The organism is Nonomuraea turkmeniaca, assembly GCF_005889735.1.
GTDB classification, from domain to species: Bacteria; Actinomycetota; Actinomycetes; order Streptosporangiales; family Streptosporangiaceae; genus Nonomuraea; species Nonomuraea turkmeniaca.
Genome location: NZ_VCKY01000067.1, coordinates 26,411 through 44,327 on the forward strand (window position 1 = coordinate 26,411; position 17,917 = coordinate 44,327).

The following is a 17,917-nucleotide window of genomic DNA, read 5'->3' on the forward strand; positions in this document are numbered from 1 at the left end:
GCGGTTACTAATCAGGGAGATTCTGCCACTCCTGGCGGCGGGCCTCCGACAGCGCGATGGCGGCGGCCACCGCGACGTTGAACGACCCGACCCGGCCGACCTGCGGGATGTAGCAGACCCCGTCCACGGCGTCGAGCAGGGCGGGGGAGCAGCCGTGGTCCTCGCTGCCGACCACCAGGCACACGTCGCGGCCGAGGCCTGCCTTGTGCAGCGGCACGGCCTCGGCGGTCAGCTCGACGGCCAGCACGGTGTAGCCCTCTTCCCTGGCGGCCTTGACGGCGTCGGCGGCCGGCACCGGCTCGTGCCAGGTGACCAGCCGCTCGGTGCCGAGCGCGGTCTTGCCCGCCTTGGGGTTGGTGGGCGGGGTGGCGTTGCCGGCCAGCCAGATCTCGTCCACGCCGAACGCGGCGGCGCTGCGGAAGATCGAGCCGATGTTGAACGGGCCGGTGACCGACTCGATGATCAGCGCGAGGCGGTTCTCGGTGTTCCTGCGCCAGGTGCGGTTGAGCCGCTTGACGTCGGTGGGGCGCAGCTGCCTTCTCATCGGGTCACCTTCAATATGCGGTAGGCGGCCCGGCTGGCCTCGCGGGAGGCCTGCCAGCCCTGCTCGCCGAGCCAGCGCTGCAGGGAGTCCGAGCCGAGGTGTTTCTGGACGACCAGGTAGGCCACGCCGTCAGGGGTCAGCCTGGTCAGCCACCTGGTGAGCATGTCGTGCAGGGCCTGCTTCCCAATGCGGATCGCAGGATTGGACCAGATGGCCCGAAATTTCACGTCATCTGGGATTTCATCGACATGCACTGACCTTACTTTGTAAAGGCGGGCGGTCTGGGCGTTCCGCTCGGTCAGCTCCAGGCTCCGCCGGTTCACGTCGACGGCCCACACGGTGGCCTCGGGCGCGCGGGAGGCCATGGTCAGCGCGATCGGCCCGTAGCCGCAGCCCAGGTCGAGCAGGTCGCCCTCCTGCGGCGGCGGCGGGACGGTCTCCAGCAGCACACGGGTGCCGAGGTCGACCCGCTCCGGCGAGAACACGCCGCTGTCGGTCTCCAGCCGCAGGTGCAGGTCGGGCAGGACGAGATCGACCGAGCCCGGCCTGCTCGCGCTTCCCGGCCGCTCGGAGAAGTAGTGCGCCCCGTTACCTTTGGTCACGTCGCCAAACGTTACGGGATACGCGAGCCGAACATGACCGCCGCACCGGCCACCAGCAACCCGGCCAGGATCGCGGCCACGATGAACCACTGGGTGATCTCCTGGTTGACCAGCTTGTAGCCGAGCGAGGTGCCGATCTGCTCGTAGACCTCGCGCAGCTCGCTGCCGGACTCGGCGGCGTAGGCGCGGCCGCTGGTGCCGTCGGACAACGACTGCAGGGTCTGCTTGTTGACCGGCACGTTCACCGGACGGCCGTCGATGTTGACGGTGCCCTCCTGGGTGCCGTACGCGATCGTGGAGACCGGGACGCGGGCCTGCTGGGCCGCCTCGATGGCCTCGTTGACGGACCTGCCGGAGGTGTTGTCGCCGTCGGAGAGCAGCACGATCGCGGCGGGCGGCGGGTCGGTGGCGGCCTGCTGGTCGAACGAGCGCAGCGAGTCGAGCGCGTTGAAGACGGCCTCGCCGATCGCGGTGCCCGGGCGGGTGGTGAGGTTGCCGATCGCGGTGATGACCGCCTGGTGGTCGGTGGTGGGGGAGATGACGACGTTGGCCGAGCGGGCGAAGGACACCACGCCGACGTTGAAGCGGTCGGGCAGCTCGCGGGCGAACGCCTGGGCGGCGGCCTTGGCGGCGGCGATCCTGTTGGGCTGGACGTCGTCGGCGTCCATGGACAGCGACACGTCGAGGGCGATCATGATGGTGGCGCGGTCGCGGGGCACGCGCACCTGGTCGGCGGGTTTGGCGGCGCCGATGACCAGGAACGACATCATGACGAGGAACAGCATGGGGGCGACGTGGCGGCGCCAGCCGGGCCCGGCGGGGGCGACGAGGTTGAGCAGGGCCAGGTTGGTGAAGCGCACGGTGTAGCGGCGGCGGGCGAACATCGCCGCGATGTACCCGGCCACGAGCAGCGCGACCAGGACGAACAGCCACAGCCAGGAGGGGGCGAGGAACGTCATGTCACCTTCCTGTGGCACGGGTCGCGGTTCGATGGGCCAGGTGGCTCATGCGGCGCTGACGCAGCACGAACTGCGCGACGTCGAACACCCAGTCCCGGTCGGTGCGCAGCACCAGGTGGGCGATCCCGGCTCGGCGCAGCGCCAGGCGGGTGCCCTCGCGTTGCAGGGCGGCCGCTTCGGCGTACGCCTGCCGGACTTTGGGCGAAAGGTGCACTTCGCGTACCTTCCCGGTCTCGGGGTCGGCGAACGCGACCCGGCCCACGTCGGGCAGTTCGAGCTCGCGCGGGTCGATCACCTCGACGGCCAGGACCTGGTGGCGGGCGGCGAGACGGCGGATGGGGCGTTCCCAGGGGCGTTCGGCGTCGGGGTCGAGGTCGGGGTGGGCGTCGAGGAAGTCGGAGACGATCAGGCGCATGCCACGGCGCCGGCGGCTGGCCGACAGCACCTCGATGCCCTCGGCCAGGTCGGGCGCGTCCTCGACGATGCGGCCGCGGGGCGCGTCCATGAGGGAGTGCAGCAGCCCGTACAGGGCGGGACGGCCGGTGCGGGCGGGCATGCGGTGGACGTACTCGTCGTGCAGGACCAGTGCGCCGAACCGGTCGCCCATCCGGCTGGACAGGAACCCGATGGCGCCGACGGCGGCGATCACCAGGTCGCGTTTGTCGGTGTCGGCGGTGCCGAAGTCCATGCTGGGCGACAGGTCGGCCAGCGCCCAGGTCTCCAGCTCGCGGTCGGCGATGAGGTCGCGGACGTGGGGGACGGTGGTGCGGGCGGTGACGTTCCAGTCCATGCGGCGCACGTCGTCCTCGCCGGGCACGTACACGCGGCTGTCGCCGGCCTCGCTGCCGGTGCCGGGCAGCAGCCCCTGGTGGGCGCCGTGCAGCAACCCGTCCAGGCGCCGGGTGACGGTCAGCTCCAGCCGCCGGAGTGCCTGCTCGGCAGTGTTCATTGGTCGCTCCCCCTCCTCCTTCGCTGCGTGGAGTCCTTGTCGTGCCGAAGGCGTGCCGTCAGCACGTGTCGGGCCTCCACTTCGCCGGCTGCGTCGGGTTCGCTCCGTGCCGGGCTCAACGGTTCTGGTTCCAGACGACGAGGGGCGGGGGCACCGCGTGCAGGATCTGCTTGACGACCTGCTCGGGGTCGACGCCGTCGGCCAGGGCGTCGAAGGTGAGCATGAGCCGGTGGGCCATGACGTCCACGGCGACGTCGCGCACGTCATCGGGCAGCAGGTAGTCGCGGCCGCGCAGCAGGGCGAGGGCGCGTCCGGCGGCGACCAGGCCCAGGGTGGCGCGGGGGCTGACGCCGATCTCGATGGTCTCGGTGAGGTCGGCCAGTCCGTACTCGGCGGGGGCACGGGTGGACATGACCAGCCGGACCACGTAGTCGGCGACGAGCTGGTGGACCGAGATCTGCTCGGCCGCCTCCTGCAGGGCCAGCAGCTTGTCGGGGTCCAGGACCCGCTCGGGGACGGGCGGGGTGACGCTCATCCGGTGCAGGATCTCCAGCTCCTCGTGGGCGCTGGGGTGCGGCACGCGGACCCGGAACAGGAACCGGTCGCGCTGCACCTCCGGCAGCGGGTAGACGCCTTCGGACTCGATGGGGTTCTGGGTGGCCAGCACGATGAACGGCTTGGGCAGCGGGTGGGTGACGCCGGCGAGGGTGACCTGGCGCTCGGCCATGACCTCCAGCAGCGCGGACTGGACCTTGGCGGGGGCGCGGTTGATCTCGTCGGCCAGCAGGAAGTTGACGAACACGGGGCCGAGCTCGACGTCGAACTTCTCGTTGGAGGGGTGGTAGACGCGGGTGCCGACGATGTCGCTCGGCACGAGGTCGGGGGTGAACTGGATGCGGGCGAACGTGCCGCCCACGACGGTGGCCAGGGTGGAGGCGGCGAGGGTCTTGGCGACGCCTGGGACTCCTTCGAGCAGGCAGTGCCCGCGCGCCAGCAGGGCCACGATGAGCCTTTCGACCATGTGGTCCTGTCCGACGATGACCCGCCGGACCTCGTCGAGACTCTGACGCAGCAGGGCCGCGTCGTTTCCGCCTGGCAACTCTTCGGCGACGCTCATGACGCCATTCCACCAAACACGCCGCAAACGTGCACGACGCCACGTCTGTGCTTTCATGGCAAACGTGGCAAGTCCGCTGCAGTACGGTGATCCGCCCCGGTTGGGGCGGTATGTGGTTCAGGCGCGCCTGCATCAGGCGCCGGCTGGTTTCGTGTACCTGGGCCAGGGGCCCGACGGCCGCGCGGTGTCGCTGGCCGTGCTGACTCGGGGGGCCGCGTTCGACGCGGCGGCCCGGGAGCGGTTCGTGACGGCGATCAGGGAGGCGTCCGGCGGGCGGTCCGGGGTGCGCGGCTGGCTGGGCCGGGGGCCCAGGCAGCGGGGCGCGGTGCTGGACGGCATGCCCGTGGTGCTGGACAGCGACCTGGGACACGCGCCGTGGGTGGCCGTGCCGTACACGCCCGGCCAGCAGGGGGCCGAGCGGTTCCTGGAGCCGGTCATGGTGGGCGGCACGCTGATCGGGCAGGCGCACGGGCCGGACTTCGTCCCGTACTGGCTGACCGACCGCGCGCCCGCGCTGCCGGGGCCGACCAGGCAGCGCCGCCCGCTGACCGAGACGCGGCGGCGGGTGCTCATGGCCGCGCTGGCGCTGGCGCTGCTGTTGCTGCTGGTGACGGCGATCGTGTTGCTGCTGCTGTTCGGCAGGCAGGACAGCGAGCCGCAGCCCAGGCAGCTGCCGCCGACGGTGTTCGTGCCGACGCCGCCGCCGACCCCGGAGACGCCGGAGCCGCGGCCCTCGCCGTCACCGTCGCCCTCGGCGACCGAGAGCGGGCAGGTCACGCCGGGCCGCACGCCCGGGGACGATCCCGGCGAGGAATCTCCGCTGTAAAGGGCGTTGAGCCTCACGCCGCGTGAGGCTTTAGCGTCCAGGCCATGGAATTCGTGATTCACGACACGCTCACGGCGATGGCCGAGCTGCTCGAGGGGCCGCTGGAGGACCGGCCCGGCGCGCTGCGGGAGATGCTGGCGCCCATGCGCGCGGCGATCCCCGTGCCGGGCGACATCGTCGACATCCACCACCAGGGTGGCGGCTTCCGCGTCGACGCCGACGACCCGCGGTACCTGCCCGCCGTGCGGCGCATGATCGAGGCCGACGTGCTCGGGCAGGTGCGGCACGAGCTGGAACGTGCCTCGGAAGCGCTGCGGGAGGCCAAGCAGGCCGACTCGCTGCAGGTCATGTTCGTCATGGGCAACCCCGGCAACGAGCACCTGATGAACGTCGCCGGCGGCTACTACGGCATGGGCGGCTCACCCGGCTGGCTGTACCTGCTGGCCTGGCCGTCGGAGGAGGTGATCGGCAGGATCGCGCACTGCGCCGTGCACGAGTTCCACCACAACGTGCGTTTCAGCAACGTGGAGTGGAACCCGGTCACGGTGACGGTGGGCGAGCACGTGGTGGCCGAGGGGCTGGCCGAGGCGTTCGTGCGGGAGCTGTCGGGGCCCTCGGCCATGGGGCCGTGGTCGTCGATGGTGACGGGGGAGGAGTTCGACCGGGCGTACGAGCTGATCATGGCGGACTTCGACCTGGCGGGGATGCAGAACACGCCGGCGTACGTGCTGGGGGACAGCGCCGTGCGGAACTTCGGGCAGGAGCCTCGCGGCATTCCCGACATGGCGGGATACGCGGTGGGGCTGCGGCTCGTCGACCGCGCTCTGGCCGCCACCGGCCTGACCGCCGCCGAGGCCACCCTGTTGCCGGCGGCGGAGATCCTGCGCCGGGCCGGCATCCGCTGACCAGCGCGCGAGTCCGGCCGCCTCCCCTTCCCAAGGGACCTGTGCCGGAGCACGGCGTGGTGGAGGACCGCGGGCAGGTCGTGGTGACGTGCGGCTATCGGGGTGAGACGAAGCCCGACTCGTAGGCCGCGATCACGGCCTGGGTGCGGTCGCGCGCATGGCGGCCAGGGCGCTCCTGGCAGTGGCGGGGTCGTGGTCGAGTACCTGGCCGGCGGCCGCGGCCCGCAGGGTGACGACGCTCAGCGCGTGCCCCACCGAGTCGTGCAGCTCGCGGGCCAGCCGGTTGCGTTCGGCGAGCGTACGGGCGTGCTCCTCGGCGGCGGCCAGCCGCTCGGACGGGGTGGGGCCGAGCAGGACGGGCGCGAGCCGGGCCAGCAGCGCGCCCGCCCCCGCCGCCATCGCGACCAGCGCCGCCAGCAGCGCGAGCCCGCCCACTGCCCACAGGGCCGCCACCCACCCGGGCGTGACCATGAACCCGAGCACCACCACCGGCCCGCCGATGAACGGCAACACGAGCGTGTAGACCGTGAACGGCACGATCGCCAGCGTGAACCCGCTGACCACACCGCCCACGGCCAGCTGCAGCGTGAACCAGGCGGCCGTGCGCCGCCGTTCCTGCCAGGACCGGCGGTCCGGCTGCCGTGGCGGCGCCTCCACGCGCGCCCCCAGCAGGCCCTGCGCCGCGTTCACCTCCAGTCCGCGCACCGGCAGGAACAGCCCGGTCACGGCCACGACGGGCAACCGCGATGGCCGCCATGTACGACACGATGCAGTTCGTCCGGCCGGAGATCCACACGGTCTGCATCGGTGAGGCGGCCTCGGCGGCCGCCGTGCTGCTGGCGGCGGGCACGCCGGGCAAGCGGGGCGCGCTCCCGCACGCCCGGGTGCTGCTGCACGAGCCGTACGCCGAGGGCGGGCGCGGGCAGGGCAGCGACCTGGAGATCCACGCCAGGGAGATCCTGCGGATGCGTGACCAGCAGGAGGAGATCTTGTCCCGGCACACGGGACGGTCGCCGTTGGAGATCAGGAAGGACATCCAACGGGATCGCATCTTCACGGCGGAGCAGGCGCGATCCTACGGGCTGGTGGACGACATCTACGCCTCGAGGAAGCGCGCTCTCGCCCCGGCCCACTGATCCCGTTCCTCCGCTGAAAGGCGGCGCGCCTCTCCCGGCCGCGCCGCCTTTCCCCGTGCCGCCAGGGGTGGGAGCCCGGTAGCCGGCGCCGTCGTTGCCGGCCGGTGGCTCGGTGAGCCGCTGTCGTGGCACGGGACGAATGGCCGGCGAGCTGCATGGGGCGCGCCCAGCTCCTTGCCCGATCGTCGTCGGGTGAGATGTCCGGCGTGGTGGCGCGGCCGTTCGGTGTTCGATCCCGCGGCCGATCTACTCAGGGGTCCGGAGCGGGTATGACAGGGGCGACGGATCGTTCGACGGCGTGGGTGCGTACCCTGCCGGAGGATCCCAGCGGTATCTGGCGTGACATTGTCGTCCGCCGCCGTCCCGTTCACGTCCACCACTACCGTGACCGTCTTCGCCGAGGCCTAGGCCGCCGGGGCCGGCATGCCGCCGTTGCGCGGCGGGCTCCGCCTGGCCGACGTCCAGGCTGCGCGCGGGCCGATGAGCGAGGACCACCTCGCCGAGCAGGAGGTCGCCTGATGACCGTGGAGAACGAGGCAGGGGCCGGGGAACTGCGTGCCTGGATCGGCGGGCACCGCGCCGACCTGCTCGCCGATCTGGCCGCGTACGTCTCGCTGGAGACGCCCAGTAACGACAAGGCGCTGCTCGACGCGGGCCTGGACTGGCTCGACGGCTACCTGGAGGCCCGGCTGGGCGCGCCCGCGGCCACCCGGCGGATCGACGGCGGGGTGCTCGGCGACATCGGCGGTCGTGGGGACGGCGGCGTGTACGGGGACGTCCGCATCAACGACTACCCGGGCCGGGGCGACGCCCCGATCCTGGTCCTGGCCCACTACGACACGGTCTGGCCGGCCGGGACGCTGCGCGCCTGGCCGTTCACCCTCGACGGAGACCGGGCCACCGGGCCCGGCGTCTTCGACATGAAGGCGGGCCTGGTCCAGCTCGTATGGGCGCTGCGCGCGCTGGAGGCCGCCGGGCTGCCGCGCCCGCCGCTGCGGCTGCTGCTCAACGGCGACGAGGAGATCGGCAGCCCCGCCTCGCGGCCGCTGATCGAGGAGGCCGCTCGTGATGTGGCCGCCGTGCTGGTGTTCGAGGCCAGCGCGGACGGGGCGTTGAAGACCGCGCGCAAAGGGGTGGGCATCTTCCACCTGACCTTCACCGGGGTGGAGGCGCACGCCGGGCTCGAGCCCACCAAGGGAGCCAGCGCGATCGACGAGCTGGCCCGGGCCGTGCGGTGGCTGCACGACCTGGCCGACCCGGGCGCGGGCACGACCGTCAACGTGGGCGTCGTCTCGGGCGGCACCGGCTCCAACGTGGTCGCCGGCGCGGCGCGGGCCGAGGCGGACGTGCGCGTCGCCAGCCGGGCCGAAGCCGAGCGGGTCGACGCCGCTCTGGCAGGCCTGCGACCCCATGATCCCCGGGCGTCCATCGAGGTGCGTGGCGGATGGAACCGTCCTGTCATGGAACGCGGGCCGGGCACGGCCCGCCTGTTCGCCCTGGCCCGTTCGGTTGCGCTCGACATGGGCCTGGACCTGCGCGAATGCTCGGTCGGCGGGGCCAGCGACGGCAACTTCACCGCCGCCCTGGGCGTGCCCGTCCTCGACGGCCTGGGCGCCGTCGGCGCCGGGGCGCATGCGCGGCACGAGCACATCAGCGTCGAGGGCATGATCGAACGTGCCGCGTTGACGGCGGGCATCCTCCGGCTCCTGGCCCTCGAGGGCTGACCGGCCCATCCCCACCGCCCGCCCTACCGTCGTGTGCGACCCCGCGGCGGGCCACGGCAGGGTCGTGCGCGGTCGTCGCCTCTCTGGATGACGCCCACGCGCTCTCAGGAGGGCGGAGCGCCGCCAGATGCCTCGCCGGTGGGACGTGCGCCGGCGTACTGGGACGTGCCCGCCGATGGGCCCGGCGGCGGGCCGATCGGCGTGCGGCCAAGCTTCGGCGCGATGCCGCCCCTGGTGCCGGGGCGGCGAATGTGACACTTGTACACTCTTGGGGTTTCTTGGGGGAAATCGGGGGAGTGGCGTGCCGCTGGAGCAGGTCCTGGTGTTGCTGGTCGCAGCGGCAGGCGCCGGGTGGGTCGATGCCGTCGTGGGCGGTGGCGGGCTGTTGCAGCTGCCCGCCATCATGATCACGGGGATGCCGACCGTCGAGGCGATGGCCACCAACAAGCTGTCGTCCGTCTTCGGCACCACGTCGGCCGCCGTCGCCTACGCCCGCTCCACCAAGGTCGACCGCCAGGTGGCGATCCCGGGCGCGGGAATGGCCGTGCTGAGCGCGGGCCTGGGGGCGTGGGCCGCGGCGGCGATCTCGGCCGAGGTGCTGCGGCCCGCCGTCATGGTGGTGCTGCTGGCGGTGGCGGCGTTCGTGACGTTGCGCCCGTCCTTCGGGTCGGTGCCGCAGCCGCACCTGCGCACCGGCGCCAGGGTGGTGGCCGCGGTGGCGGTCGCCGGAGTGGGGATCGCCTTCTACGACGGCATCATGGGACCGGGCACGGGAACGTTCCTGATCATCGCCTTCACCACCATCCTCGGGCTGGACTTCGTCTCGGCGTCGGCCTCCGCGAAGATCATCAACATCGGGACGAACGTGGGCGCGCTGGTGGTGTTCGGGTTGCAGGGGCACGTGCAGTGGGCGCTGGGCCTCGGGATGGCGGTGTGCAATGTGGCCGGCGCCCAGGTCGGCGCGCGGATGGCGCTCAAGCGGGGCACCGCCTTCGTACGGATCGTGCTGCTGTGCGTCGTGGCGGCGATGGTGGTCAGGCTCGGCTGGCAACAATTCGCCTGAGGCGCATCTGGGCGGCCGATTGTTGCTCGAGCGCGCCGCGGTGGTCGACAGCCCTCACGCCACCCACCTGCGATTCAGGGTGATCCGTTGAGGAGGTCAGCCCACGGGCTCGGCCGCGCGCGTCCGCAGAGCGGTGGCGGTCAAGGCCACGAAGGCGGCCAGCAGCGCCGGGATGGCCAGCGCCCGTGGCAGCCCGGCCACCTCGCCGGCGGCCCCGATGAACACGGGCCCCGACAGGAACCCCAGGTAGCCGATGGACGCCACCCGTGCCAGCGCCCGCCCGGCGAACGCCGGGTCCCGATGCCCCGCGGCCGAGAACACCTGTGGCACGATGCACGACAGTCCCGCCCCGAAGCAGCCGAACCCGGCCACACCCGCCAGCGGATGCCCGCCGAGCAGCGCCACCCCCAGCCCGGCGGCGGCCAGCAGCCCGCAGCAGCGCACCAGCGGCACCGGCCCGAACCTGGCCGCCAGCCGGTCTCCCGCCAGCCGGCCCGCGGTCATCATGAGGGCGAACGCGGCGTACCCGGCGGCGGCGAACCCCGGCGAGGCGCCCAGGTCCTCGTGCAGGTAGACCGAGCTCCAGTCGGCCGCCGCCCCCTCGCCCACCAGGCAGCAGAACGCCAGCACGCCCAGGAACAGGGTCCCCTTGGGCAGCCCCGCCCGGCCCGCCGAGGTCGCGGCGCCAGAGGGGGCCGGCCGCAGCGCCCACCGCGCCGCCCACCACGCGAGCGCCGCGATGACCAGCCCCACGGTCCAGAACGTGGCCGCGGGCGTCAGCGCGAGATGCGCGAACAGGCCGCCGGTGGTGGCCCCGGCGAACCCGCCGATGCTGAAGACGGCGTGGAACGACGACATGACCGGCCGCCCGCAGGCCCGCTCGACCTCGACGGCGTTGGCGTTCATGGCCACGTCCAGCACCCCGTGCGCGATCCCGAACAGCAGCAGTGTCGCGGCCAGCACGCCGAGGTCCGGCGCGTACGCGGCCGGGACCAGCGCCAGCCCCTGCACCAGGGCCGCGGGGATCATCACGCGGTGGCTGCCGTGCCGGTCCACCAGGCGGCCGACCGCCGTCATGCCGATCATCGCGCCGGCGGCGATGGCCAGCAGGGCGAGGCTGAACTGGCCTTCGCCGAGCCCGAGCCGTTCCTTGACGGCGGGGATGCGCGCGGTCCACGTGCCGATGGCCGCGCCCGCCAGGAAGAACAGCAGGGAGACGGCCGTGCGCTCGCGCCCCATCGGGCCTTCCCCTAAGCGTCTCACCCGGCCTCCCCGCCGACGGCCACTTCCCTGACGGTCACGCCCGCCGCCACCAGCGCGTCACGTTGCTCGCGCGGGATGCCGGAGTCGGTCACCACCACGTCCAGCCGCGAGATCGGGCAGACCGCGCCGAAGGCCGTACGGGAGAACTTGCCGGAGTCGCACACCACGATCACCCGCCGGGCCGCGGCGATGGCCGCCTGTTTGACCGCGACCTCGGGCAGGTCGTGCGCCGTCAGTCCCTGCTCGGCCGACAGCCCGCAGCAGCCGATCACCGCCGTGTCGAACCGCAGCGCCTTGATGGAGCTCTCGGTCAGCGGCCCCATGACGTTCAGCTCGCCTTTGCGCACCTCGCCGCCGGGCAGCACCAGCCGCACCCGCGGCGCGGCGGCCAGCAGCGACACCGGCTGCAGGGCCAGTGGCAGCACGGTCAGCCGGCGATCGGCCAGCGCGCGGGCCACCTCCAGGGCGGTCGTGCCGCCGTCCAGCACCACCGCCTCCCCGTCGGCGAGCAGGGCGGCCACCTCGACGCCGATGCGCCGCTTGGCCTCCACCGCCTCGCGCTCGCGCACGCCGAACGGCGGCTCCTCGCCGCGCAGCAGCAGCGACAGCGCGCCGCCCCTGACCCGGCGCACCACGCCCTGCTGGGCGAGCTCGTCCAGGTCACGCCTGATCGTCATCTCCGACACGCCGTGTTCGGCGGCAAGCTCGGCGACCGTGACGCTGTCCTGGGCGCGCAACGCGTTCATGATAGAGCGCAAACGTTCCACGTGTTCATACAAACACAATCCATGTGCGCAATACAATGACCATATGCGCGCCAGCCGCTTGCTCTCCCTCCTCCTGTTGCTGCAGACGCGCGGCCGCATGACCGCGCCCGAGCTGTCCGCCGAGCTGGAGGTGTCGGTCCGTACGGTCTACCGCGACGTGGAGGCGCTGTCGGCGGCCGGTGTGCCGGTCTACGCCGATCGCGGGCCCACGGGCGGATACCAGCTGCTGGACGGCTACCGCACCAGGCTCACCGGGCTGACCGCCGAGGAGGCGTCGTCGTTGTTCCTGGCGGGGCTGCCGGGGCCGGCGGCCGAGCTGGGGCTGGCCGAGGTGGCGGCCACCGCTGAGCTGAAGCTGCTGGCCGCGCTGCCGCCCGAGCCGCGCTCGCACGCCTCGCGCATCCGGGAGCGCTTCCTGCTGGACGTGCCCAGCTGGTACCGCTCGGGCGACGACGTGCCGCATCTGAGCGAGGTGGCCGAGGCGGTGTGGGAGCAGCGGCCGCTGCACATGACCTACCGGCGCTGGGGGCAGCAGGAGGTCGACCGGGTGATCCACCCGTACGGGCTGGTGCTCAAGGCCGGCTCCTGGTATCTGGTGGCCGCGCCGCCGGGGGCCTCGCCGCGCACGTACCGGGTGGCGCGCATCCTGACGCTGGAGACGCTGCCGGGGCGTTTCCCGCGGCCGGAGGGGTTCGAGCTGACGGCGTTCTGGAGTGCGTACGCCAAGGAGTTCCGCGAGCGGATGTACACCGCCGAGGCCGTCGTCAAGCTCGCCCCGGGGCGGGAGGAGCTGCTGGCGTACACGATGGGCCGCGATGTCGTCGACGCCGCGCTGGCCGCGGCCGGCGAGCCCGACCCGGAGGGCTGGGTGACGCTCACCGTGCCGGTCGAGTCGATCACGCACGCGCGCTGGCTGCTGCTGCGCATGGGGGCCGACGTCGAGGTGCTGGAGCCGCCCGAGCTGCGGGCGCTGATGCGCGAGGCGGTCGCCGAGCTGGGCAAGCTCTACGGCTGAAAATCGAGCGAGATTCCCGCGCCGCTCTGACAGGATCTGCGGCATGTATCTTCTGGCGTTCGCGGGCGCGTGCGTCCTGGTGGCCATGGTGCCCGGGGTGAGCACGGCCATCATCCTGCGTCAGACCCTGCGGGCCGGCCGCGGCAGCGGCATGGCGGCCACGCTGGGCAACGAGACGGGGATCTTGCTGTGGGGCCTGGCGGCCGCGTTCGGGTTGTCGGCGCTGCTGGTGGCCTCCCAGCTGGCCTACGACGTGATGCGCGTGGCCGGCGCCGTGGTGCTGGTCGTGATGGGCGCGCAGGCGTTGTGGCAGGCCCGTAAGGGTGCCCCGGCTCCCGAGGTGGCGACGGCGCCGGGGTGGCGCGGGGCCTACCTGGCGGGGGTCGGGACATGCCTGGCCAATCCGAAGGCGGCGGTGTTCGCGATGTCGTTCCTGCCGCAGTTCGTCCCGCCCGGCCAGAACGTGCCGGTCACGCTGGTGACGCTGGCCGTGGTGTGGGTGCTGATCGACCTGCTGTGGTACGGGCTGCTCATCTGGGCGGTCGCCAAGGCCAAGGACTGGCTGGGCCGCCCGGCGGTGCGGCGCCGGCTGGAGCAGATCTCCGGCGTGGTGCTGATCGGGCTGGGTGTGCGGCTGGTGGTCGAATCCAGGTGACGATCCGGATTACCGTGGGGGCATGACGAACGACCTGGCCACCCTGATGCGACAGGCGCAGGACGACGATCCGCTGCTGGCGCTGCACGCCACGACCGCGCTGCGCCGCGAGATCGAGCGCCTGGAGGCGGTCCAGGTGCGGCGGGCCCGCGTGGCGGGGCTGGCCTGGGCGCAGATCGCCGACGCGGTCGGCGTGAGCAAGCAGGCCGTGCACAAGAAGTACGGCCGCCGCTAGGCCTTCCACTGGTCGGCGTACCAGCGCAGGGCGATGTTCCAGGACAGGCCGCGCCGGATGCGGTCGGCCACGTCGGAGGGCAGTGTGTCCAGGCCGCGGTGTTCGAGCACGACCTCGGTGCCGCCGTCGACCGGGCTGAAGGCCACCTCGATCTCCATCCGGCCGGTCTTGTTGATCAGGTCGGCCCAGACGAGGCGGTGCGGCGGCTCCCAGGCGACGATCTTGCCGGTGTCGACGTGGCCGCCGTCGGACCACAGCTCGCGCAGGCAGCCGTCCTCGAACCGGATGCCGACGGCGCGGGCGGGGTCGATCCAGCTGTAGCGGCCGCGCACGTACCAGCGGTCGATCTCGTCGGTGAAGATCTGGAACGCGGTCGCCGGGTCGACCGGGACGGTGACGCTGGCCTGGACCGCGTTCACGTGGGGTCCTTGCGCGTGCGCTCGACGTGGTCCTTGAACGAGCCCAGTTGCTCGGTCCAGAACGCCTGCACCTGGTCCAGCCATGCCTGCAGCGCCGTGAACGGCTCCTGGCGCAACGTGTAGAGGCGCAGCCGGGCGTCCGCTCCGCCGCTCTCGGCCTGGACGAGCCCGCCGGCCCGCAGCACGCGCAGGTGCCTGCTGAGGGCGGGCGGGCTCATCCGCACGGCCTGGGCCAGCTCGCCGGCTGGGCGCGGGCCCTCGCGCAGCACGTCGATCACCTTGCGCCGGGTCGGGTCGGCGAGCGCCGCCAGCGTGGCGTCGAGCTCCGCCACATCATTAACGTTACTGTTAATATTTGCCTGCTTCCGTTAGGCTGTCGATGTTTAACGATAGCGGCAATTATTGCGGAGGACCGTACATGAGTGTCCAGCTCGGCTACTACACCCTGTCCGTCGCGGACCTGGACCGGGCGGCCGCCTTCTACGGGACGTTGTTCGGCTGGGAGTTCAGCCGCGAGCACGAGACGCACCTGCACGTCACCAACACGGCCGTGCCGATGGGCTTGGTCTCCGCCGGGCCGTCCGCGCAGCCGAACCTGTACTACCACGTGAGCGACATCGACGCGGCCGTCGAGCAGGTGCGCAAGCTGGGCGGCAGCACCGGCGAGGTGTTCGACAGCACGTCGGGCCGCGGTTGCACCTGCACCGACGACCAGGGCACACAGATCAGCATCTGGCAGCCCACCCCCGGCTTCGGGTAGCGGGCTCGGCCGGGGGCCTTGCCGGCGCCTGCCGGGCCCGCCGCCGCACCTGACGTGGCGTGACCGGAGTGCCGATCACGCCACGCGGACCACCTGGGGCCGGTGGGCTAGCCGCTGGTCGGCGGCTTGGCGTACTCCGTGGCGCCGCCCGCGAAGTCGTAGACGACGCACTGCTCGTCGCCCACCACCCAGGCGTCGTGCCCCGGCCGGCAGACGAACACGTCTCCCGGGCCGACCTCGGCTTCGGTGCCGTCGTTCATCCGAAGGCGCAGCCGTCCCTGGGCCACGAACCCGTTGTGGTGGACCTCGCAGGAATCCGTGCCGACGATCGGTCTGACCGATTCCGACCAGCGCCAGCCGGGGTCGAACGTGGCCACGCCGAAGCTGAGCCCGCTGAGGTTGCACACCTCCAGGTGGCCCCGCGGGAAGTCGCGGCGTTCGTCCGGCTTGTCGATGCTCTTGACCTCGATCATGACGTCCCCCTTCCGTCAGATCCAGTCTTCCACCGGGCATCGGCCGCTACAAGGAGCTGACCTGCGCAACTCCCTACGCGGGAGGGTGTTCGACCCGGTAGGCGGACTGGACGACACCCGCGCCGAACACCTCGGTCGACACGTGCGTGAGCGGCACGTCGCCGCCGAGTTCGCCGAACAGCGGCACCCCGGTCCCGATCAGCACGGGCACCGTCGTGATGACGACCTGGTCGATCATCCCGGCGCGCAGGAAAGCGCGGATGACCTGGCCGCCGTCGACGTAGACGCTCTTGGTGCCGCGTTCGGCCAGGCCGCGGACGAGCCCGTCGAGGTCGCGGAAGACGGTGACGCGCGGATCGGCGCCGGGCTCCAGCGTGCTGCTGAGCACGGCGACGTACCTGCCCTCGTGCGGCCACGGGTCGAAGGAGAGCCCGGCCTCGTAGGTGCCGCGGCCCGTGACGACGGCGTCGATGCCGTCGATGAACTCCTGATAGCCCAGATCGCCGCCGGCCGCCTCGCCCCGGCTGGTGAGCCACCCGAGGTCGCCGTCCTGACGGGCGATGAACCCGTCGAGGCTCGTGCCGATGAACACCGAGCACGTGAACGGGCGATCGGAAGCCATGCATGCCCTCCCATTAGTAAACGTCGATTCGTTTACAAACCTAGCGAGGGCCGGCCGGATTTGTAAACCGGGATTCACAAACGGCTTGATCTGTCGGTGGCGGAGGCCATGATGGGGGTCATGGCTTCATGGCAGGAGTTCGAGCGGCAGGCGCCGGAGCTGGCGGCCGTGGCGCGGCGGCTGATGGACGGCTACCGGCACAAGGTGCTGGCGACGCTGCGCAAGGACGGATCGCCGCGGGTCAGCGGCATCGAGACGAGCTTCAGGGACGGCGAGTTGTGGACGGGGTCGATGGCGGGCGCGGTCAAGGCGGCCGACCTGCGACGGGATCCGCGGATGGCGCTGCAGGTCACCTCCCGCGCGCCGGAGGGTGCCGATCCGTCGGGGTGGGAGGGCGACCTGAAGCTGGCCGGGCGGGCGGTGGAGATCACCGACGCGGACGTGCTGGCGTCGTTCGAGATGCCGGGCACGGATTCGCACCTGTTCCGGGTCGAGCTGACGGAGGTGGTGTGGACCCGGGTCGAGGGCAACGAGATCGTCATGGACGCCTGGCGCGAGGGGGTGGGGGCCCGCCAGTTCCGCCGCGAGTGATCTACAACGTAAAGGCGGTCAGTGGACGGAGAAGCCGCCGTCGACGAAGAGCATCTGGCCGGTGACGAATCCGCAGGCGTCGCCGGCGAGGAACACCGCCGCGCCCGCGAAGTCCTGGGGGAGGCCGTTGCGGTCGGCCATGTGGCGGGCGGCGAGTGCTTCGACGCGGCCCGGGATGGCCTGGGCGGGCTCGGTCAGCGGGGTCAGCACGAAGCCGGGGATGATCGTGTTGACGCACACGCCGCTCGTCGACCACGCCTCGGCCTGGGAGCGGGTCAGCCCGGCGATGCCGGCCTTGGCGGCGCCGTACGCTCCGCTGTCGCCGAAGGCGCTGATGGACTGCTGGGAGCCGACGTTGATGATGCGGCCCCAGCCGCGGGCGGCCATCGCGGGCCCGAAGTGCTGGCCGAGCAGGTAGGGGGCGGTGAGGTTGACGGCGATGGTGCGCTCGTAGTCGTCGGCGGTGAGCTCGGCCATCGGCTTGCGGATGTTGTTGCCGGCGTCGTTGACCAGGATGTCGATGTCGCCGGCGGTGTCGCAGACGTGCTGGACGTCGTCACGCGCGCCGAGGTCGGCGCTGATGCGGGTGGCGGTGACGCCGTGCTCGCGCAGCCGCTCGACGGCCTGGTCGAGCTGGTGCGGTCTGCGGGCGACCAGCACGACCTCGGCGCCTGCGCGGCCGATCGCCTCGGCCATGGCGTAGCCGATGCCGGAGCTGCCGCCGGTGACGAGGGCGCGGCGGCCGTGGAGGGAGAACAGCTCCCGCAGGTAGTCAGACACGATCGGACAAGCTAGCACCCCGCCGTGGCCCGGCCGCGGTGGGGCGGCGTGTGCCGCGGGGCGGGCGGTCGCTCGTACAATCGGCACGTCCGAGGGAGAGGCAGGAAGATGGCCAGGCGCGAGCGGCCGCGGCGGGTGACGATCGCCGATGTGGCGCGCCACGCCGGGGTGTCGACGACGGCGGTGTCGAAGGTGCTGCGCAGCGCCTATGGGGTCAGTCCGGCCATGCGCGACCGGGTCAAGGCCGCGATCGACGAGCTCGGCTACCGGCCGCATGCGGCGGCGCGGGCCATGCGGGGGCGGACGTTCACGATCGGGGTGCTGCTGCCAGATCTGCGCAACCCGTTCTTCCCGGACATCTTGGATGGGTTGTCGGAGCAGCTGGACGGCACCGACTATCAAGTGATCATGGTGCAGGGCGGCCCGGACGTCAAAGCGGAGACGCGGGCCATCGACGCGCTGGTGGACCGGCAGGTGGACGGCACCCTCATGATCGCGCCGCGGGTGGGGCG

At 72.3% G+C, this 17,917-nt stretch carries 23 protein-coding genes and 1 pseudogene; 11 read left to right on the plus strand and 13 right to left on the minus strand.

The annotated features are described in order from the left end of the window. Nucleotides 1–7: 7 nt before the first annotated feature. The 5 genes from ETD86_RS20880 to ETD86_RS20900 form a co-directional block, all read right to left on the minus strand. On the minus strand, nucleotides 8–544 hold the full coding sequence (locus tag ETD86_RS20880) for a TrmH family RNA methyltransferase (RefSeq protein ID WP_138667832.1): 537 nt from the start codon (nucleotides 542–544) through the stop codon (nucleotides 8–10). Beyond that, entirely contained in the window at nucleotides 541–1,146 is a 606-nt protein-coding gene (locus ETD86_RS20885; RefSeq protein ID WP_138667833.1) for a class I SAM-dependent methyltransferase, read from the minus strand. The genes ETD86_RS20880 and ETD86_RS20885 overlap by 4 nt, the downstream gene beginning before the upstream one ends. Nucleotides 1,147–1,157: 11 nt before the next feature. Beyond that, nucleotides 1,158–2,105: a VWA domain-containing protein gene (locus tag ETD86_RS20890; protein ID WP_138667834.1), complete on the minus strand. Its 948-nt coding sequence runs from the start codon at nucleotides 2,103–2,105 to the stop codon at nucleotides 1,158–1,160. Between the two features lies 1 nt (nucleotide 2,106). After that, nucleotides 2,107–3,054 (minus strand): DUF58 domain-containing protein, encoded by a 948-nt coding sequence (locus ETD86_RS20895; RefSeq protein ID WP_138667835.1) that lies wholly within the window; start codon nucleotides 3,052–3,054, stop codon nucleotides 2,107–2,109. A 115-nt stretch (nucleotides 3,055–3,169) separates the two neighbouring features. Further along, on the minus strand, nucleotides 3,170–4,171 hold the full coding sequence (locus ETD86_RS20900; RefSeq protein WP_138667836.1) for an AAA family ATPase: 1,002 nt from the start codon (nucleotides 4,169–4,171) through the stop codon (nucleotides 3,170–3,172). A gap of 55 nt (nucleotides 4,172–4,226) precedes the next feature. Between ETD86_RS20900 and ETD86_RS20905 the strand changes: the two genes are divergently transcribed. Together ETD86_RS20905 and ETD86_RS20910 are read left to right on the plus strand one after the other, a co-directional pair. Further along, nucleotides 4,227–4,997, plus strand: coding sequence for a hypothetical protein (locus tag ETD86_RS20905; protein ID WP_246148046.1), 771 nt, complete (start codon nucleotides 4,227–4,229; stop codon nucleotides 4,995–4,997). A gap of 44 nt (nucleotides 4,998–5,041) precedes the next feature. After that, nucleotides 5,042–5,902 (plus strand): DUF2268 domain-containing putative Zn-dependent protease, encoded by an 861-nt coding sequence (locus ETD86_RS20910; protein WP_138667837.1) that lies wholly within the window; start codon nucleotides 5,042–5,044, stop codon nucleotides 5,900–5,902. A 132-nt stretch (nucleotides 5,903–6,034) separates the two neighbouring features. Here the strand turns inward: ETD86_RS20910 and ETD86_RS58270 are convergent, their stop codons facing one another. Then, on the minus strand, nucleotides 6,035–6,634 hold the full coding sequence (locus ETD86_RS58270) for a histidine kinase dimerization/phosphoacceptor domain-containing protein (RefSeq protein WP_246148047.1): 600 nt from the start codon (nucleotides 6,632–6,634) through the stop codon (nucleotides 6,035–6,037). 8 nt (nucleotides 6,635–6,642) lie between these two features. Between ETD86_RS58270 and ETD86_RS20920 the strand changes: the two are divergent. From ETD86_RS20920 to ETD86_RS20930, 3 genes and pseudogenes are all read left to right on the plus strand, one after another. Next, nucleotides 6,643–7,038: pseudogene (locus ETD86_RS20920) on the plus strand (ATP-dependent Clp protease proteolytic subunit); the annotation flags it as partial. A 518-nt stretch (nucleotides 7,039–7,556) separates the two neighbouring features. Further along, nucleotides 7,557–8,762: a M20 family metallopeptidase gene (locus tag ETD86_RS20925; protein ID WP_138667838.1), complete on the plus strand. Its 1,206-nt coding sequence runs from the start codon at nucleotides 7,557–7,559 to the stop codon at nucleotides 8,760–8,762. 301 nt (nucleotides 8,763–9,063) lie between these two features. Further along, the gene (locus ETD86_RS20930; protein ID WP_138667839.1) at nucleotides 9,064–9,825 is read left to right on the plus strand and encodes a TSUP family transporter; all 762 of its coding nucleotides are present in this window, start codon (nucleotides 9,064–9,066) and stop codon (nucleotides 9,823–9,825) included. 96 nt (nucleotides 9,826–9,921) lie between these two features. Here ETD86_RS20930 and ETD86_RS20935 read toward each other — a convergent pair whose 3' ends face one another. Both ETD86_RS20935 and ETD86_RS20940 read right to left on the minus strand, forming a co-directional pair. Beyond that, nucleotides 9,922–11,088, minus strand: coding sequence for an MFS transporter (locus ETD86_RS20935; RefSeq protein ID WP_246148048.1), 1,167 nt, complete (start codon nucleotides 11,086–11,088; stop codon nucleotides 9,922–9,924). Further along, nucleotides 11,085–11,855, minus strand: coding sequence for a DeoR/GlpR family DNA-binding transcription regulator (locus tag ETD86_RS20940; protein WP_342779291.1), 771 nt, complete (start codon nucleotides 11,853–11,855; stop codon nucleotides 11,085–11,087). The genes ETD86_RS20935 and ETD86_RS20940 overlap by 4 nt, the downstream gene beginning before the upstream one ends. A 43-nt stretch (nucleotides 11,856–11,898) precedes the next feature. On the opposite strand from ETD86_RS20940, the gene ETD86_RS20945 reads away from it, so the two are divergent. From ETD86_RS20945 to ETD86_RS20955, 3 genes are read left to right on the plus strand one after another with little or no spacing between them, the layout of a single operon-like run. Then, complete coding sequence (locus tag ETD86_RS20945; protein WP_138667841.1) at nucleotides 11,899–12,870, plus strand: helix-turn-helix transcriptional regulator; 972 nt, start codon at nucleotides 11,899–11,901, stop codon at nucleotides 12,868–12,870. A 43-nt stretch (nucleotides 12,871–12,913) separates the two neighbouring features. After that, the gene (locus ETD86_RS20950) at nucleotides 12,914–13,525 is read left to right on the plus strand and encodes a LysE family translocator (RefSeq protein ID WP_138667842.1); all 612 of its coding nucleotides are present in this window, start codon (nucleotides 12,914–12,916) and stop codon (nucleotides 13,523–13,525) included. A 22-nt stretch (nucleotides 13,526–13,547) separates the two neighbouring features. Beyond that, a complete protein-coding gene (locus ETD86_RS20955) occupies nucleotides 13,548–13,760 on the plus strand; it encodes a hypothetical protein (protein WP_138667843.1) in 213 nt (70 codons plus the stop codon). On the opposite strand, the gene ETD86_RS20960 is transcribed toward ETD86_RS20955, so the two are convergent. Together ETD86_RS20960 and ETD86_RS20965 are read right to left on the minus strand one after the other, a co-directional pair. After that, nucleotides 13,757–14,179 carry an SRPBCC domain-containing protein gene (locus ETD86_RS20960; RefSeq protein WP_170223181.1) on the minus strand — a complete coding sequence of 141 codons (423 nt, stop codon included), beginning with the start codon at nucleotides 14,177–14,179 and terminating at the stop codon, nucleotides 13,757–13,759. The genes ETD86_RS20955 and ETD86_RS20960 overlap by 4 nt on opposite strands. Beyond that, nucleotides 14,176–14,511 (minus strand): ArsR/SmtB family transcription factor, encoded by a 336-nt coding sequence (locus ETD86_RS20965; protein ID WP_138667845.1) that lies wholly within the window; start codon nucleotides 14,509–14,511, stop codon nucleotides 14,176–14,178. The genes ETD86_RS20960 and ETD86_RS20965 overlap by 4 nt, the downstream gene beginning before the upstream one ends. An 86-nt stretch (nucleotides 14,512–14,597) precedes the next feature. Here ETD86_RS20965 and ETD86_RS20970 point away from each other — a divergent pair, with 86 nt between their 5' ends. Beyond that, nucleotides 14,598–14,939 (plus strand): VOC family protein, encoded by a 342-nt coding sequence (locus ETD86_RS20970; RefSeq protein ID WP_170223182.1) that lies wholly within the window; start codon nucleotides 14,598–14,600, stop codon nucleotides 14,937–14,939. A gap of 107 nt (nucleotides 14,940–15,046) precedes the next feature. On the opposite strand, the gene ETD86_RS20975 is transcribed toward ETD86_RS20970, so the two are convergent. Together ETD86_RS20975 and ETD86_RS20980 are read right to left on the minus strand one after the other, a co-directional pair. Continuing rightward, nucleotides 15,047–15,412, minus strand: coding sequence for a cupin domain-containing protein (locus tag ETD86_RS20975; RefSeq protein ID WP_138667847.1), 366 nt, complete (start codon nucleotides 15,410–15,412; stop codon nucleotides 15,047–15,049). A gap of 73 nt (nucleotides 15,413–15,485) precedes the next feature. Then, the gene (locus ETD86_RS20980; RefSeq protein WP_138667848.1) at nucleotides 15,486–16,034 is read right to left on the minus strand and encodes a dihydrofolate reductase family protein; all 549 of its coding nucleotides are present in this window, start codon (nucleotides 16,032–16,034) and stop codon (nucleotides 15,486–15,488) included. 120 nt (nucleotides 16,035–16,154) lie between these two features. On the opposite strand from ETD86_RS20980, the gene ETD86_RS20985 reads away from it, so the two are divergent. Next, nucleotides 16,155–16,625, plus strand: a complete 471-nt coding sequence (locus tag ETD86_RS20985) for a pyridoxamine 5'-phosphate oxidase family protein (RefSeq protein WP_138667849.1) — start codon at nucleotides 16,155–16,157, stop codon at nucleotides 16,623–16,625. An 18-nt stretch (nucleotides 16,626–16,643) separates the two neighbouring features. On the opposite strand, the gene ETD86_RS20990 is transcribed toward ETD86_RS20985, so the two are convergent. After that, nucleotides 16,644–17,405, minus strand: coding sequence for an SDR family NAD(P)-dependent oxidoreductase (locus tag ETD86_RS20990; RefSeq protein WP_211370200.1), 762 nt, complete (start codon nucleotides 17,403–17,405; stop codon nucleotides 16,644–16,646). 108 nt (nucleotides 17,406–17,513) lie between these two features. On the opposite strand from ETD86_RS20990, the gene ETD86_RS20995 reads away from it, so the two are divergent. Then, on the plus strand, nucleotides 17,514–17,917 hold a 404-nt coding region (locus ETD86_RS20995), incomplete at its 3' end, for a LacI family DNA-binding transcriptional regulator (RefSeq protein WP_138667850.1).